Below are 15,556 nucleotides of genomic sequence, written 5' to 3'. Positions count from 1 at the left end.
ATTAATGCGCCTTGCTGGGGTCAAAGGCGTCGCGTACCGCTTCGCCGATAAAAATGAGTAAGGAAAGCACGATGGAAAGCACCATAAACACGGTAATGCCTAGCCACGGTGCCTGAAGATTATTTTTTCCTTCCAGCAATAAGGTGCCTAATGATGGCGAGCCCATAGGCAGACCAAAACCGAGAAAATCTAGTGACGTCAGTGTGGTAATCGAGCCGCAGAGAATAAAGGGCAGGTAAGTCAGCGTTGCGACCATCGCATTTGGCAGCATACAGCGGAACATAATGGCACGGTCGCTGACGCCCATTGCCTGCGCTGCGCGAATATAGTCAAAGTTTCGGGTACGCAGAAATTCTGCTCTGACCACACCAACCAGACTCATCCAGCCGAACAGCACGGTAATGCCTAATAGCCACCAGAAGTCCGGTTGGATCACGCTGGACAACAGGATGATGAGAAACAGCGTCGGCATGCCGGACCACACTTCGATAAAGCGCTGGCCCCATAGGTCGAGACGTCCGCCGTAATACCCCTGTGTTGCTCCGACGATAATACCAATCACGCTGGACAGGATCGTAAGCGCCAGGCCGAATAACAGTGAAATGCGGAAGCCATAAAGCACCTGTGCGACCACGTCTTTCCCCTGGCTGTCTGTTCCCAGCCAGTTCTGCCAGGAGGGAGCGGACGGGAAAGATGCCGTGGTGGCATAGTTTATGGTGTCGTAGCTGTAGTGGATCAGCGGCCAGATAGCCCAACCGTGGCTACTGATACGTTCGGTGATATAAGGATCGCGGAAATCAGCGGTGGTATCTAACTGCCCACCGAACGTTTTCTCGCTGTGGTCAATGAGCACAGGCGTATAGAGCTGGCTGCCATATTTCACCAGTAGCGGTTTGTCATTGGCAATCAGTTCGGAAAATAGACTGAGGATAAACAACACCATGAAAATCCACAGCGACCAGTAACCGCGACGATTACTTTTAAAACGCGCCCAGCGCGCCTGATTAATCGGGCTTAAGCGGCTCATTAGCGTCCCTCAAAATCGATACGTGGATCCACTAGCGTATAGGTTATGTCGCTGACGATATTCAGCAATAAGCCAATCAGCGTGAAGATATACAGCGTGCCGAACATGACGGGATAATCACGTTGCAGCGTCGCGTCATAACCCAACAGACCCAACCCGTTGAGAGAGAACATCACCTCAATCAACAATGAACCGGTGAAAAACATGCTGATAAAGGTGGCGGGGAATCCTGCAATCACTAGCAGCATGGCATTACGGAATACGTGGCGGTAGAGGATGCTCTTTTCATCAAGCCCTTTAGCGCGCGCGGTAACAACGTATTGCTTACGAATTTCATCCATAAAGGAGTTTTTGGTGAGCATGGTTAAGGTCGCAAAGCCGCCAATCACGGAAGCCACAACCGGCAGCGCGATATGCCACAAATAATCGGTAATCTTGCTATACCACGGTAAGGTATCAAAATTGCTGGAAACCAACCCTCGAAGCGGGAACCAGTCCAGATAACTGCCGCCTGCGAACAGCACAATCAAAATGATCGCAAACAAAAACGCGGGAATGGCATAGCCAATAATGATGAGCGTGCTGCTCCAGGTGTCGAACGGTGTCCCGTTCTTCACCGCCTTTTTGATGCCAAGTGGAATGGAAATCAGGTAGACAATCAGCGTACTCCACAGCCCCAGCGTAATCGAAACCGGCATGCTCTCCTTGATGAGCTGCATCACGGAAGAGCCGCGGAACAGGCTGTCACCGAAGTCAAAACGCACATAATCCCACAGTAGTTTAAAATAGCGCTCATGGATCGGTTTATCGAAGCCATAGCGTTTGGTGATCTCTTCGATGACTTCAGGGTCAAGCCCGCGTGAACCTCTATAAACGTTCTCGATATTGGGGGCACCGCCGGTGCCAGCGCGCGCCATTCCGGCATCCATTCCACTATTGGCGGTATAGCCACTGCCATGCCCCATTTCGATCGCGGCGATGGCCTGATCGACCGGACCACCGGGGGCAATTTGTACAATGAAGAAGTTAATCGTAATAATCGCCCACAGGGTTGGGATGACCAGCAAGAGGCGGCGTAACAGATACGTTCCCATTTTGATTCCTTAACGTCGCTCTGCGGGCAGCGTGGCCGCCTGTTTGGTATCGAACCACCAGCCATCAAAACCCAGCGAATAAGCCGGGCGTACCGCAGGCATAGCAAATTTGTTCCAATAGGCGAAGCGGTCATGGTTGGAATACCACATCGGAATCATAAACTGATTCCAGGTTAATACCCTGTCCAGTGCACGGCCTAATGACAGCAGGGGGGCTTTTTGTCCTTGATGCTTAACGATGTCTTCAATGAGCGAATCGATAGCGGGATCGCTGACGCCGGGTCTGTTATAGGTCGAGTCGATATATTGCGAGCTCCAGCGCATTTGCAGGTCGGCACTGGGGTAGAGGGACGCAGGGTACACCATAGCCGTCATATCATAATCTCGCTTGCGGATACGATTATTGAACTGGGTGCTGTCGATATTACGTACGTTCATGGTAATGCCCAGTTTTTTCAGGCTTTGCTGGAAGGGCAGGACATACTGCGAGTTACCTGCACTGGGTAGCAGCAGTTCAAACGTAAATGGCCTTCCAGTTTGGCGATTGACCAGCTTTTGATCTTTCAATTCCCAACCGGCTTCTTCCAGTAGTTTGAGCGCCTTAAGCCAGTTTTGTCGGTCATAGCCGCTGCCATCGGAGGAGGGCGGTTGATAGCTGGGGCCGAAGACTTCTGCTGGCACTTTGTCTTTGAGTGGCGTCAGCCAGGCCAATTCCTCGGTGCCAGGTTCACCTTTAGCGGCATATTCGGTGTTTTGGAAATAACTGTCGGTACGCTGATAGGTGTTGTAATACAGCGCCTTGTTCATCCAATTGAAATCAAATGCCAGCGCTAATGCCTGGCGTACGCGACGATCCTGAAACAGCGGTCGCTGGATATTGAATGTCAGCCAACGGGTATCCTGAGCGGATTGATTGACCTGATCCTGTTTGATGATATAGCCACGCGCAAAATTGCCGCCTTGATATTGGGCTGCCCAGTTTTTTGGCGATCCTTCCTCACGCAGATCGAAGGCACCCGCTTTAAAGGCTTCCAGCGCGACGCTGTCATCCAGATAATAGTCGTAGCGAATTTTATCGAAATTGTACTGGCCTTTATTTACCGGCAGATCGGCACCCCAGTAGTCTTTCACGCGTGAATAGGTGACATATTGCCCCGTTCGATAGGCGGTGATGCGGTAAGGACCACTAGCCGGAGGCGGATATGAGAGTGGTTCGCTGAATTTATGATGCTTCCAGAACTTCTCCGGCATGATGGGGAGCGTCAGCAGACTGAACATGCGGTTTTTGTCGGGCACGGGAAAATCGAAGCGTACGGTCAGCGGTGCAACGGCCTTGGCGGTAACATCTTTAAAATAGATGCGGAACTGCGGCACGCCCTGCGTCATAAACATGTTGTAGGTGAACGCCACGTCAGCGGCGGTGATCGGTGAGCCGTCATGAAAGCGGGCGTTGGGATTCATTTCTATTTCAATCCAGCGGAAATCCGCCGGGTGGCGTGTTGTCAGCGCGACTAACGGATAATAGCTGCCGGGCTCGTCATCAGAAGACGTAAAGAGCGAATCGTAGAGTCGTTCCGTACGTGCTGCCGCCACGCCACGTAGCGCGAAACGGTTGAAATTGTCAAAGGTACCCAGCGTACTGAGAGTGATGCTGCCGCCTTTGGGGGCATCAGGATTGACATAGTCAAAATGGCTGAAGTTCTCACCATATTTGGGTTCCCCCAACAGTGCGAAGCGGCTGCTGTTTTCAATCGTTTCGGCATGCAGCCCAAAATGGACTGTGCAAAGCAATACGGCAGCGATAACGCGTTTTAACATCTGACGGCAATCTCCTGCGAGTGAACGTTATCTGATTGGGCATCTGATAGAGATAGGCCATATCGTAACGCTGATGATGCCGATTTTATCGGCATAAAGTTCTTGAAATAATTAACATTCCCATTGGGAAGTTGCGTGTTTTCTTTTTATCATGAAATCAGGCAATAAACCTACCTTAATCACGACTCGTTAATGTTTCAGGTTGTTGAGTCAGTCATATTTTGCGCAGTATGCCGAGGGGGGGCGAGGTGATATGCGAGGGGTAGGGATAAAAAAAACGCCGCTTAGGTGCTAAGCGGCGTTAGTGTCGTCTCGTTTCGTTGGCTAATAACAGCACAATACCGCAGCAAGGGACGGGTATTGTTTAGCTGGTTTTTCCTTTATTCAGGACACGGCGTCCTTCTTGATAACGCTTATTCCAGTAGTCTTCCGTCATTTTGGAGATGATGACGCCACTGCTGGTGGAGGCGTGGACGAACTGATCGTTGCCGAGATAAATGCCAACGTGGCGTCCGGTTGAACCCGCACGGAACAGGACAAGATCGCCAACGCGCAGTTTGTTGCGCTGAATTTTCTGGCCTATCTCTTGCTGTTCATAGGTTGAACGCGGTAAATCCATACCAAACTGTTCGCGGAACGTGCGCTGAACGAAAGCTGAGCAGTCAATGCCACGGCGACTATCACCGCCTAAACGGTAAGTAACACCTTTCCAACTGGCATATTGGTTAAGTAATTTGGACTTGATATCCACGTTACGAACCAGTGCTTCAAATTCATCCTGAGAGGCTTGCAGTAAAAGACCATCTTTATCATTAACTGCATGCATATCAGTTTGAGCTTTATGGTTGTATGCACTATTACTTCCACACGCGGAGAGCATCATTGCGACCGCGACGGCAGGCACTGCCCGCCAGATATATCTCAGAATCGGTTGAGACTTGACCATTATTGTTATGTTCCCTTGCTGTCCTTAACGATAAAAATCGCTATGTAGTCTCCCCATTTCTCAGGGGGTATAAATGCCAAACGAAAACGAGACTCAGACTAAATCAGAGTTTCTTCTTAGCCAAACACTCATCAGCGAAAGTGTGCCAGAATGCACATTATTTCTCTTGCTGCGGGTAGTTCAGTGTGCGCTAAAAGGCAAACTTTAACGAGACTACCGCAACAGCAGGAGGATTGCGAGAAGTTTTAACTAATTTATTTATAAGATTTAATGATGTATTCAGCTAAAAAATGTCGATGTAAAAAATCTGAAATCATCTGAATTTATACTGTCGATTTTTTAGGTAATAGCCGGTTTAACAGGGCAATAACCGCATCGCTTGCTGGCGTTAATAACCACCAGCTTAGGCCAACCAGAACAACCGAGAGCGAACCGACAGCAATATCGGTAAACCAATGTGCACCGATCATGATGCGAGGTAATGAGAAAACCACCATGATGGTCAGGCCGATAGCGAAAGCGGTGCGGGTAAAATAGCGCAGCATAAAAGCGGCAAAGATCATCAGCATCATGCCGTGGTCGCCAGGGAAACTGTCCGATGAAGCATCTTTGGTTGGGATACCTGTTAAGTCTGAGACGCGGTTGACGTCGCTAAAGTAGAGCGTCGGGCTGGCATGTTGAACAGGAAGCAGATGTCCCGCCTGATTCAGTACCACGGCGGTTAACAGCATGATGAAGCCGATGATCAACAAACGGCGACGTTCAGCAGGGGTGGCTTTCAGATAAAACGATAAATACAGCACTCCCATCGCAATGAGTGCACAGCCATCAAAGGCGCGATTATTGGTAATAGCGACCAAGTGTAAAAATGCCGGGCTATCAACCAAAAGACGGTTGAAATAGAAAAATATATGGCTGTCGAGCGTGAGCCAGAAACCATGATTTTCTGGTAAATACCAGGAGAAAAACAGACCAATGCCCAAAACATTGAGCGCTAAAATAGAAGAAAGACGAGCAAATGACATAAGGTAAAGCATCCAAACAAAGACGAAAACTCCAGTTTAATCCACGTTAGCTAAACGAGCCTTTAACAGTGACGTTTGTAACGTATTCCATTCCGCTGGTGTTTCATTAATGATTTCGATCCGGCTATCTATCGGTGCCGCCGATCGGGTTTCTATATGAAGATCATGCCCCTGACGATTGACGACGAGCGTCCCTTCTTTTATTCGCATTACCCCTTTAACCCGGCTTACGGGGGAAAGGCGAACCCAGTCCAACAGGGCGGCGGTGTCAAAAGCAGTTTCGGGCTCGAATATCCAACCGCAGGCGTGATAGCCCTGTCCCTGATTGAGGGAACGTCGCCAGGATTGTCCATCCGGTAGCTTCAGCGCGGCCAAACCATTTGTGGGCTTATGCGCATGGTGGTGGGTGCCATCAGGTAGTTCGCGCACGTTGTGTCGCGCGTGATCGAGCTGCTGCCGGTCAACGTTTCCCTGACTGACTTCGATAATTTGCCGACCATCACCACTTGCCTGCTGCCACTGCTGTAATGCCGCGAGGTCGTCGGCGGTATAAGTGTCACGCTTGTTGGCGATAATCATGTCAGCGGCAGCGAGCTGATCGCGGAAATTTTCATTTTCCGTGTAGCGCGTGTCGCTTAACTGACGTGCATCCAGCAGGCACAGCGTCGCCTGCAACGTCAGCCAAGGCTGATAGATATCACTCGTCAGCAAGGAGAGAATTTGTTTCGGATGACCAAGCCCGGTAGGTTCGATAAGCAGCCGATGCGGTTTTTTCTGTTGCAGCAGCATATTCAGGCCAACCTGCATCGGCAAACCATTTACGCAGCACATACAACCGCCGGGAATCTCTTTCAGAACCGCACCGCTATCTGCCAGTAATGCACCGTCAATACCGACTTCGCCGAATTCATTGACCAGCACAGCCCAGACTTCGTCTTTAGGCTTTTGCGACAGAAGATGACGAATCGTAGTGGTTTTTCCACTACCCAGAAACCCGGTAATCACATTGACTTTCGTTAGCATGGCTGGCTCCTATGGGAATGGAAAGTTGAAATGTGCCGGATAGGTCATCCGGCAACACGCATCGTGCTGATGGCGCAGTTGATACTGTTAGTCTGCGCGGCCCATGTAGCGACGTTCTGGGATGTGAATACGGATTTTTTCACCTGCGCTCAGGTATTCCGGGACCGGGATGACCAAACCGGTACTCATGGTGGCGGGTTTGTTGCGTGAGCTTGCTGAGGCACCTTTAATGCCCGGGGCAGTCTCGATGATTTCCAGATCTACCGTTTGTGGCAGTTCCAGCGCGATGATTTGGCCGTCCCAGCTTAATACTTGAATCCCCGGCATGCCGCCTTCAGGGATAAACAGCAGCTCTTCCTCTATTTGATCTTTTTTGAAGAGGTAAGGGGCGTAATCTTCATCATCCATAAAGACGTATTCGTCGCCGTCAATATAGGAGAAGGTCACGGTGCGGCGGGTCAGCGTGATGGTGTCAATAATATCGTCGCCTTTAAAACGCTCTTCCACTTTCAAACCTGTGCGGACGTCCGAAAAACGCATTTTATACAATGTACTGGCACCGCGGGCGCTGGGGCTCTGGACGTCGATGTCCTTTACCAGCAATAACTTGTCATTATAGTTAACAACCATTCCGCGTTTAATTTCGTTCGCTCTTGCCATAAAAATTACCTGTTATAAGGAGTGTGATTTTTGTGGCGACACGTTACTCGCGCCGGAGAATTCAGGCAAGTGATAAGATGAAGGGGGCTTGTGTTGGTTTTTAGCTGCGGGGCTGTTATGGTGGCGATCTCTATCTCTCGTCAGCCCACCGGAGAGCTTACTGATGGACTGTCGCCCCCATTGCGGTGCTTGCTGCATCGCGGCATCGATTTCAACGCCTATGCCAGGCCTGCCTAACGGCAAGCCGGCAAATACACCCTGTATCCATCTTGATGACGCGATGCGCTGCGGGATATTTCATTCCCCTCTGCGGCCTGCGGTTTGCGCGGGGCTAAAGCCGCGTGCGGATATGTGTTTCAGCCATCGCGATGAGGCAATGATTTACCTGCTCAAACTGGAAGCTGACACCGCACCCTAACTTGTGGTGGTCAGACATCTTTGATGCGCCACATACAATAGATGGAGCCGACGATCATCAACAGGGCGAAGAAGAACACGGCATGATAGCTCCAGATTTCGGCAACGATCCCGGCCAGTGAACCGGAGATGATCCAGCCTACGCGCGTGGTGTTGGTAAATAGCGTTGTCGCCGCACCTGCCTGTCCGGGCATTAAATCCTGAAAATAGAGCATACCGATTCCGGCCAGAATACCGATGAAAATGGCGTTCAGCACCTGTAATGCCAGCAGCGCGACTTCGCCATTCAGAAACAGTAGGCCGCCGAAGAACAGTAAACCGGAGGCGACGGCAAGCCGCATCAGGAGTCGTTTACCGAAGCGTTTGGCAACGTAGCCTGCAATCAGCATCACCGGAATTTCCAACCCGGCAGCTACGCCCATCATGATACCCGCCAGTTTTTCCGGTAGATGCAGTTCATGCACCAGATACAGCGGCATATTAATGAGGTAAATCCCGTTGCAGGTCCACATCAAGGTACATGCCACGAACAACAGGAGCGTGTCCCGGCGGTTGCGACGCGGCGATTCCAGCGTGGAAGTCGTTTTCTCCACGGCTTTGGGCATGGACGGCAGAAAGAGTTTGACCAGGATGCCGCACAAGACAAAGACAACGGCGGCGGTCAAATACATCGTCGTGAAGCCGAATCCGAGTGCCAGCGCAAAGGCGATGGGGGGGCCGACAACCCAGGCAAGCGAAATTTGGGCGCGGAGGATGGAGCTGAACATCGCTGCTTCACGACCGGTTTTATCCGCGTGCTCCCGTGCCAGTGCAAAAAGTTGCGGGTTTGCCGTCGAGCCGAAGCTGCTCAATAAGACGCCGATAAAGAGTAAAATAAAGTAATTCCGGTTCCACGCAAACAGCATGCAGGCCAGTGCGCCGAGTAGGCAGCAGACGAATATCAGTGATTTGCGATCGCCCTGACGATCCGAGCGTGTGGCCAGTATTTGGCTGACGATAATGCCGATAACCGCGCTGCCGGTATAAAACATGCCCACCATAAAAGGACGAGCCTGTACTTCACTGGAAAGAAAAAGGCTGAGTGTGGGAAGTTGCAGGGCGCCTGCGGTTCCGGTCAGAAAGGCAATAACTAAAAATGCTGACGAGGTCAGATCAAGCGAACGTCGTGTTGTGTTTGCGGGAGTGAACATAAATTGATAGCGCTTGGAAAATAGGCAGAGACTGTCGAGCGCGACATATTACTCGCGTTTATAATGAAACCGAAATCTTGTTTCATTATTTTTCGTCAGCATGGCTTCAGCTATTTGAGTTTTTTGTTGGCGGGCTGCGCGTCATCCGCGTTAAAATGTGCGTTATGTCAAAATTTTGTTACGTCAGTAGTGTAGAAAGCTTGCATAAATGACGCAATAGAATGAGACTTTTGAAACGTTTCAGCGGGATTTTTTTGAAACGCCCTAATAATCGCCCCATTTTTTTTCTCATAAAAGCTGAAACGATTCAACTTTCAGCGGGAGAGGAGAGCCATGTTCCAGTTGTCACAGCAAGATATTCATTTGGGCGCAGCGGCCAGTAACAAGCAGGAAGCTATCCAGCTTGTTGCTTCAGCATTGACCGATGCCGGGTGCGTTAACGCAGGGTATGTCGACGGCATGCTACAGCGTGAACAGCAAACCTCTACCTATTTGGGAAGCGGCATTGCTATCCCTCACGGCACAACCGATACCCGCGATCTGGTATTGAAGACCGGGGTTCAAGTATTTCAGTTTCCTCAGGGTATCGCCTGGGGTGAAGATCAAACCGCCTATGTCGTGTTAGGTATTGCTGCCCGCTCTGACGAGCACTTGGCCTTGCTGCGTCAGTTGACTCACGTTTTGAGCGACGATCGCGTAGCGGCACGTCTGGCAAGCACCACCTCAGCGGAAGAACTGCGTAGCCTGCTGATGGGCGAGCAGCAGTTGGCGGAGTTCCGTTTTGACACCTCGCTGATTGCGTTGGATGTGGCGACCGATAATCTGTTGACGCTCCAGGCGCTGAACGCCGGTCGCCTTCAGCAGGTTGGTGCAGCAGACGCCAGTTTTGTCAGCACTACCGTCAGCAATAAACCGCTGAATCTGGGACAAGGCGTGTGGTTCAGCGATAGCGCTGTTGGTAACCTCAGCAGTGCGGCTGCGGTGGCACGTCCGGCTGCGCCTTTCAGCGTTGATGGTGAAAATGTGGCCCTGTTGGTAACGGTTGCGGCGGCTGACGATCAGGCTTTTGCATCGATTGACTACCTGAGCAACTTGCTGATTGCGCAAAAAGCGGAACGTCTGCTGACGGCGGATGCGCCGACGCTGCTGGCACTGTTGACCAGCGACGTACCGGAAGAGAGCGAAGTGCTGACGGCAGAATTTACTATCCGTAACGAACACGGCCTGCACGCTCGTCCGGGCACCATGCTGGTGAACGTGATCAAACAGTTCACCAGTGAGATTACGGTGACCAATCTGGATGGCACAGGCAAACCGGCAAACGGTCGCAGCCTGATGAAAGTGGTCGCGCTGGGCGTGAAAAAAGGTCACAAACTGCGTTTCACCGCCAGCGGTAGTGATGCAGAACAAGCGTTGGCCGCGATTGGCGAGGCGATTACGTCCGGTTTGGGCGAGGGGGCAGCATGAGCAGGAGAGTAGCCACAATCACCCTGAATCCAGCTTACGATCTGGTTGGCTATTGCCCGGAAGTTGAGAAAGGCGAAGTCAATCTGGTTCAGACAGCGGGTCTGCACGCCGCAGGTAAAGGTATCAACGTTGCCAAGGTGCTGAAAGATCTCGGGATTGATGTCACGGTAGGTGGCTTTCTGGGTAAAGACAATCAGGATGGTTTTCAGCAATTGTTCAGTGAGCTGGGCATTGCCAACCGTTTCCAGGTTGTGCCAGGACGTACGCGTATTAATGTCAAATTAACCGAAAAAGATGGCGACGTAACCGATTTCAACTTTTCCGGTTTTGAAGTCACACAGCAAGACTGGCAGCGTTTCGTCAATGATTCGCTGAGCTGGCTGGGGCAATTCGACATGGTCGCGGTGAGCGGCAGTTTGCCCGCTGGCGTCGATCCTGATGCGTTTACCGACTGGATGTCGCGTCTGCGCACGCAGTGTCCTTGCATTATTTTCGACAGCAGCCGTGAAGCGCTGGTGGCGGGACTGAAGGCCTCTCCTTGGTTGGTGAAACCAAACCGCCGGGAGCTGGAAATATGGGCTGGGCGTAAATTACCTACGCTGGCTGATGTGGTGGATGCCGCTCACGCGCTGCGTGAACAGGGTATCGCGCATGTTGTGATCTCACTGGGTGCGGAAGGTGCGCTGTGGGTGAATGCATCTGGCGCGTGGCGGGCGTTACCACCTGCCTGTGATGTGGTAAGTACGGTAGGGGCGGGCGACTCCATGGTTGGGGGGTTGATTTATGGCTTATTAATGCGTGAGTCCAGTGAGCACACTCTGCGTTTGGCTACGGCGGTTTCGGCTCTGGCCGTCAGCCAAAGTAATGTAGGTATTACCGATCGTCCTCAGTTGGCCGCGATGATGGCGCGTGTCGACCTGAAACCCTTTAACTGATACAGCAGGAGACAAACAATGAAAACGCTGCTGATTTTGGATAAATCACTGGGCCTGGCGAGAAGCCAACTGGTGAAGAACCTACTCGGCGCTGCCGCTGCGAAAGCAGGGGTGACGTTTACAGAACACGCTAACGACGCTGAACTGGCGATCGTTCTGGGTGCATCCGCTGCGGCGGACAGTGCTCTGAATGGCAAGCAGGTTTATGTCGGTGATATTGAACTGGCTGTTTCACAGCCGGAAGCCTTTTTAGCGAAAGCGCAAGTTGAAGCAACGGTATATCAGGCTGTCGCGTCAGCTTCCGTTCAGCAACCCACGGCGGCCAAGCGAATTGTTGCAATAACGGCGTGCCCGACGGGCGTTGCGCACACGTTTATGGCGGCAGAAGCGATTGAAAGTGAAGCCAAAAAACGCGGCTGGTGGGTTAAAGTGGAAACACGCGGCTCCGTTGGCGCAGGTAACGCAATTACCCCAGAAGAAGTGGAGCAGGCCGATCTGGTGATCGTTGCCGCTGATATTGAAGTCGATCTGGCGAAGTTTGCTGGTAAGAAGATGTATCGCACCTCGACGGGGCTGGCACTGAAAAAGACCGCACAGGAGTTAGATAAAGCGCAGGCTGAAGCCAAAGTCTATCAGCCATCCGGGCAAGCCAGCGCGGCAAGCGCGAGCGAATCTGGTCAGAAAGGCGGGGCAGGCCCGTATCGTCACCTGTTGACCGGCGTGTCTTACATGCTGCCGATGGTGGTAGCGGGTGGTTTGTGTATCGCACTGTCGTTTGTCTTTGGTATTGAAGCCTTTAAACAGGAAGGTACGCTGGCAGCGGCGCTGATGAAGATCGGTGGCGGTTCTGCCTTCGCGCTAATGGTGCCAGTGCTGGCGGGTTATATTGCTTTCTCCATTGCGGATCGTCCGGGGTTAACGCCGGGTTTGGTTGGCGGGATGTTGGCAGTCAGTACGGGAGCCGGCTTCCTTGGTGGGATTATTGCCGGTTTCCTGGCAGGTTATATTGCCAGAGCGATCAACAATAAACTGATTCTGCCGCAAAGTTTGACCGCGTTAAAACCGATCCTGATCATTCCGCTGTTCGCTACGTTGATCACCGGTCTTATCATGATTTACGTCGTCGGTACGCCGGTGGCGAAAATCCTGACGGGCCTGACAGGCTGGCTGCAATCTATGGGCACAGCGAATGCGGTGATTCTGGGTGCGATTCTGGGCGCGATGATGTGTACGGATATGGGCGGCCCGGTTAACAAAGTGGCTTATGTGTTCGGTACCACCTTGCTCAGTAGCCAGATTTACGCACCGATGGCCGCCGTCATGGCTGCGGGTATGGTGCCACCGCTGGCGATGGGTCTGGCAACCGTGCTGGCAAGCAAGAAATTTAACCCGACCGAGCGTGAAGGGGGCAAAGCGGCGTTTGTGTTGGGCCTGTGCTTTATCTCCGAAGGGGCAATTCCTTACGCCGCGCGTGATCCAATGCGTGTTCTGCCTTGCTGTATCGTCGGTGGTGCACTAACTGGCGCACTGTCTATGGCGGTAGGCGCTAAGTTAATGGCACCACATGGTGGTCTGTTCGTACTGTTGATTCCAGGTGCGATTACCCCGGTCATCGGCTATCTGTTAGCGATCATTGCGGGAACGGCGGTAGCTGGCGTGCTGTATGCCTTGCTGAAACGCTCTGATGAACAACTGGCGAAAGCCGCGTAAGCCGGATTGTCGTTACAAATTTCATGATGCAGGAGCGTGGCGGAAAAGTTAACCGTCACCCCTGCAAATTGAAGAAAGCGTAATGCCATAACACAGGGATGTGGATGAGATAGTGCCAGTTGGTATTCACCATCTGGCGCTTTTTTTAGCATTGGGCTTCAGATTTGAGCCAGGCGATTTCGTCGGCCCAGATATCGGGGTTGACTGTTTCCAGAATCATCGGGATACCGTCAAAACGGGGATCTTTCATGATGTAGCTGAAGGCGGTTTTGCCGATATTACCTTCCCCTAAGCTGTGGTGTCGGTCAACGCGGCTGCCGAACGTGCTTTTCGCATCATTCAAATGCATTCCGCGCAGATAGCGGAACCCAACAAGGCGATCGAACTCAGCAAAGGTCGCTTCACAATCCGCTTCTGTCCGCAGGTCATAGCCACCAGCGAAGGCGTGGCAGGTATCGATACAGACACCGACACGGCTTTTATCTTCCACGCCATCAATGATGGCTGCCAGATGTTCAAAGCGAAAGCCCAAGTTACTGCCTTGTCCGGCGGTATTTTCAATCACGGCGGTGACACCGTCGGTTTCCGCCAGCGCGATGTTGATGGATTCGGCAATACGTGCCAGACACGCCGCTTCCTCGATCTGTTTCAGATGGCTACCGGGGTGAAAGTTCAGCAGGCTCAGCCCAAGCTGCTGGCAGCGGGACATTTCATCAATAAACGCGATGCGTGATTTTTCCAACGCTTCCTCTTCTGGGTGGCCCAGGTTAATCAGGTAGCTGTCGTGGGGCAGAATCTGTGCTGGCGTGTAAGCATACTGTTCACAGGCGGTTTTAAAACGGTCAATGATCTCTGTGCTGAGCGGTGCAGCCTGCCATTGGCGCTGATTCTTGGTAAATAAAGCGAAAGCCGTCGCCTTTATCTCATGCGCGCGGATCACGGCCTGATCGACTCCGCCTGCTGCGCTAACGTGCGCCCCGATGTATTTCATGTTGGTCTCCTCTGATCTCGGGGACATTATGGCATCGTCGCGTAGGTTAATGAGACGTTAACAGGGAAATAATTTATCGCTAGCCGAATAAATGCTCGAAGAACAGATATGATTCCCATATCGTCGTTTTGCACCATCGGGTGGCGCTATCGTTTGTAATGTTGTAGGAAGAGCCATAGGTTTGGTGCCTATTCTGACAATATTGAATTGAGGTACTCGCTTATAATCCATGATATTAAAAGAGAAATTGATTATATATTTATAACCTATAAGTATTTTAGATAAAGAGCGCACTATGCATATCACGTTACGTCAGTTGGAAGTCTTTGCCGAAGTCCTGAAAAATGGTTCAACGACACAGGCCTCCGTTGTGCTTGCACTTTCTCAATCGGCTGTCAGTGCCGCTTTGGCAGATTTAGAAGGGCAATTGGGGGTTCAACTCTTCGATCGCGTGGGTAAACGTCTGGTTGTCAATGAGCATGGCCGCTTGCTTTATCCCAAGGCGCTGGCGTTGCTTGAACAATCGATGGAGATTGAACAACTCTTCCGGCGTGACAATGGGGCGTTGCGTATTTATGCCAGCAGCACTATCGGTAACTATTTATTGCCTGCGATGATTGCCCGCTATCGTCATGACTACCCCGACATTCCGCTGGAACTGCATGTTGGCAATACTAAAGATGTCATAACCCGCGTGTCCGAATTTAGTGTTGATTTGGGCTTGATTGAAGGGCCTTGCCATCACCCTGATTTAATTACGCAACCCTGGCTGGAAGATGAGTTAGTGGTGTTTTGCTCCCCGGAACACCTGCTTAGTCGGGGGGCGGTATCATTAGCCGCGCTGGCGGATGCGCATTGGATCTTGCGTGAACGCGGCTCAGGCACGCGCGAAGTGCTGGATCATTTGCTGCTGACGCACCTGTCGCATTTTCATCTGGTCATGGAGTTAGGCAATTCGGAAGCAATTAAGCATGCGGTTCGCCACGGAATTGGCATCAGTTGCCTGTCGCGGCATGTGATTGCCGAGCAGTTGGCGGCGGGCACGCTGGTGGAATTGAAGGTGCCATTGCCTAAGCTCACGCGCACCTTGTATCTGGTTCATCACCGACAGAAGCATCTTTCGAATGTATTGCGGCGTTTCCTGAGTTATTGCTGCGAAACGGTATAGCGGAGCTATTTTCTGCTGCTAATAATCGGACGTGAGTTATTAAGCTCTCTTATAACTCGACGATCTTAACTATCCAGAGCAAGTC

General features: G+C 51.7%; 14 protein-coding genes. 5 read left to right on the top strand and 9 right to left on the bottom strand.

From position 1 onward, the window contains the following. Nucleotide 1: 1 nt before the first annotated feature. The 7 genes from A8F97_RS09275 to yeiP all read right to left on the bottom strand — a co-directional run bounded on the left by A8F97_RS09275 (nt 2) and on the right by yeiP (nt 7,593). Nucleotides 2-1,027 (bottom strand): ABC transporter permease, encoded by a 1,026-nt coding sequence (locus A8F97_RS09275; protein WP_025918939.1) that lies wholly within the window; start codon nt 1,025-1,027, stop codon nt 2-4. Next, nucleotides 1,027-2,121 carry a microcin C ABC transporter permease YejB gene (locus A8F97_RS09270; protein WP_015730291.1) on the bottom strand — a complete coding sequence of 365 codons (1,095 nt, stop codon included), beginning with the start codon at nt 2,119-2,121 and terminating at the stop codon, nt 1,027-1,029. The genes A8F97_RS09275 and A8F97_RS09270 overlap by 1 nt, the downstream gene beginning before the upstream one ends. 9 nt (nt 2,122-2,130) lie before the next feature. Further along, a complete protein-coding gene (locus tag A8F97_RS09265) occupies nt 2,131-3,939 on the bottom strand; it encodes an extracellular solute-binding protein (protein ID WP_033071346.1) in 1,809 nt (602 codons plus the stop codon). 364 nt (nt 3,940-4,303) lie between these two features. After that, entirely contained in the window at nt 4,304-4,885 is a 582-nt protein-coding gene (gene mepS / locus A8F97_RS09260; RefSeq protein ID WP_015730293.1) for a bifunctional murein DD-endopeptidase/murein LD-carboxypeptidase, read from the bottom strand. Between the two features lie 323 nt (nt 4,886-5,208). Further along, nucleotides 5,209-5,910, bottom strand: coding sequence for a phosphatase PAP2 family protein (locus A8F97_RS09255; RefSeq protein WP_025918941.1), 702 nt, complete (start codon nt 5,908-5,910; stop codon nt 5,209-5,211). Nucleotides 5,911-5,946: 36 nt separating this feature from the next. Continuing rightward, nucleotides 5,947-6,933, bottom strand: a complete 987-nt coding sequence (locus tag A8F97_RS09250; protein ID WP_033071347.1) for a CobW family GTP-binding protein — start codon at nt 6,931-6,933, stop codon at nt 5,947-5,949. An 87-nt stretch (nt 6,934-7,020) separates the two neighbouring features. Continuing rightward, a complete protein-coding gene (gene yeiP / locus A8F97_RS09245) occupies nt 7,021-7,593 on the bottom strand; it encodes an elongation factor P-like protein YeiP (RefSeq protein WP_005967274.1) in 573 nt (190 codons plus the stop codon). Nucleotides 7,594-7,756: 163 nt separating this feature from the next. Between yeiP and A8F97_RS09240 the strand changes: the two genes are divergently transcribed. Continuing rightward, nucleotides 7,757-8,011, top strand: a complete 255-nt coding sequence (locus A8F97_RS09240; RefSeq protein WP_014699591.1) for a YkgJ family cysteine cluster protein — start codon at nt 7,757-7,759, stop codon at nt 8,009-8,011. A gap of 10 nt (nt 8,012-8,021) precedes the next feature. On the opposite strand, the gene setB is transcribed toward A8F97_RS09240, so the two are convergent. Continuing rightward, entirely contained in the window at nt 8,022-9,200 is a 1,179-nt protein-coding gene (gene setB / locus A8F97_RS09235) for a sugar efflux transporter SetB (protein ID WP_014699592.1), read from the bottom strand. 333 nt (nt 9,201-9,533) lie between these two features. Between setB and fruB the strand changes: the two genes are divergently transcribed. From fruB to fruA, 3 genes are read left to right on the top strand one after another with little or no spacing between them, the layout of a single operon-like run. Continuing rightward, entirely contained in the window at nt 9,534-10,667 is a 1,134-nt protein-coding gene (gene fruB, locus A8F97_RS09230) for a fused PTS fructose transporter subunit IIA/HPr protein (RefSeq protein ID WP_014699593.1), read from the top strand. Continuing rightward, complete coding sequence (gene fruK / locus A8F97_RS09225; RefSeq protein ID WP_014699594.1) at nt 10,664-11,602, top strand: 1-phosphofructokinase; 939 nt, start codon at nt 10,664-10,666, stop codon at nt 11,600-11,602. Before fruB ends, fruK begins: the two co-directional genes overlap by 4 nt. Nucleotides 11,603-11,620: 18 nt before the next feature. Next, a complete protein-coding gene (gene fruA / locus A8F97_RS09220) occupies nt 11,621-13,312 on the top strand; it encodes a PTS fructose transporter subunit IIBC (protein WP_033071348.1) in 1,692 nt (563 codons plus the stop codon). Between the two features lie 145 nt (nt 13,313-13,457). Here fruA and nfo read toward each other — a convergent pair whose 3' ends face one another. Beyond that, entirely contained in the window at nt 13,458-14,303 is an 846-nt protein-coding gene (nfo, locus tag A8F97_RS09215; protein WP_033071349.1) for a deoxyribonuclease IV, read from the bottom strand. Between the two features lie 295 nt (nt 14,304-14,598). On the opposite strand from nfo, the gene yieE reads away from it, so the two are divergent. Then, complete coding sequence (gene yieE / locus A8F97_RS09210) at nt 14,599-15,471, top strand: DNA-binding transcriptional regulator YeiE (RefSeq protein WP_033071350.1); 873 nt, start codon at nt 14,599-14,601, stop codon at nt 15,469-15,471. Nucleotides 15,472-15,556 lie beyond the last annotated feature (85 nt).

The organism is Pectobacterium parmentieri (assembly GCF_001742145.1).
GTDB classification, from domain to species: domain Bacteria; phylum Pseudomonadota; class Gammaproteobacteria; order Enterobacterales; family Enterobacteriaceae; genus Pectobacterium; species Pectobacterium parmentieri.
This window is presented reverse-complemented; position numbering and strand designations above follow the sequence as displayed.

Coding starts and splice junctions, on each gene's coding strand:
- A8F97_RS09275 (WP_025918939.1), bottom strand. CDS start 1,027: ATGAGCCGCTTAAGCCCGATTAATCAGGCGCGCTGGGCGCGTTTTAAA.
- A8F97_RS09270 (WP_015730291.1), bottom strand. CDS start 2,121: ATGGGAACGTATCTGTTACGCCGCCTCTTGCTGGTCATCCCAACCCTG.
- A8F97_RS09265 (WP_033071346.1), bottom strand. CDS start 3,939: ATGTTAAAACGCGTTATCGCTGCCGTATTGCTTTGCACAGTCCATTTT.
- mepS (WP_015730293.1), bottom strand. CDS start 4,885: ATGGTCAAGTCTCAACCGATTCTGAGATATATCTGGCGGGCAGTGCCT.
- A8F97_RS09255 (WP_025918941.1), bottom strand. CDS start 5,910: ATGTCATTTGCTCGTCTTTCTTCTATTTTAGCGCTCAATGTTTTGGGC.
- A8F97_RS09250 (WP_033071347.1), bottom strand. CDS start 6,933: ATGCTAACGAAAGTCAATGTGATTACCGGGTTTCTGGGTAGTGGAAAA.
- yeiP (WP_005967274.1), bottom strand. CDS start 7,593: ATGGCAAGAGCGAACGAAATTAAACGCGGAATGGTTGTTAACTATAAT.
- A8F97_RS09240 (WP_014699591.1), top strand. CDS start 7,757: ATGGACTGTCGCCCCCATTGCGGTGCTTGCTGCATCGCGGCATCGATT.
- setB (WP_014699592.1), bottom strand. CDS start 9,200: ATGTTCACTCCCGCAAACACAACACGACGTTCGCTTGATCTGACCTCG.
- fruB (WP_014699593.1), top strand. CDS start 9,534: ATGTTCCAGTTGTCACAGCAAGATATTCATTTGGGCGCAGCGGCCAGT.
- fruK (WP_014699594.1), top strand. CDS start 10,664: ATGAGCAGGAGAGTAGCCACAATCACCCTGAATCCAGCTTACGATCTG.
- fruA (WP_033071348.1), top strand. CDS start 11,621: ATGAAAACGCTGCTGATTTTGGATAAATCACTGGGCCTGGCGAGAAGC.
- nfo (WP_033071349.1), bottom strand. CDS start 14,303: ATGAAATACATCGGGGCGCACGTTAGCGCAGCAGGCGGAGTCGATCAG.
- yieE (WP_033071350.1), top strand. CDS start 14,599: ATGCATATCACGTTACGTCAGTTGGAAGTCTTTGCCGAAGTCCTGAAA.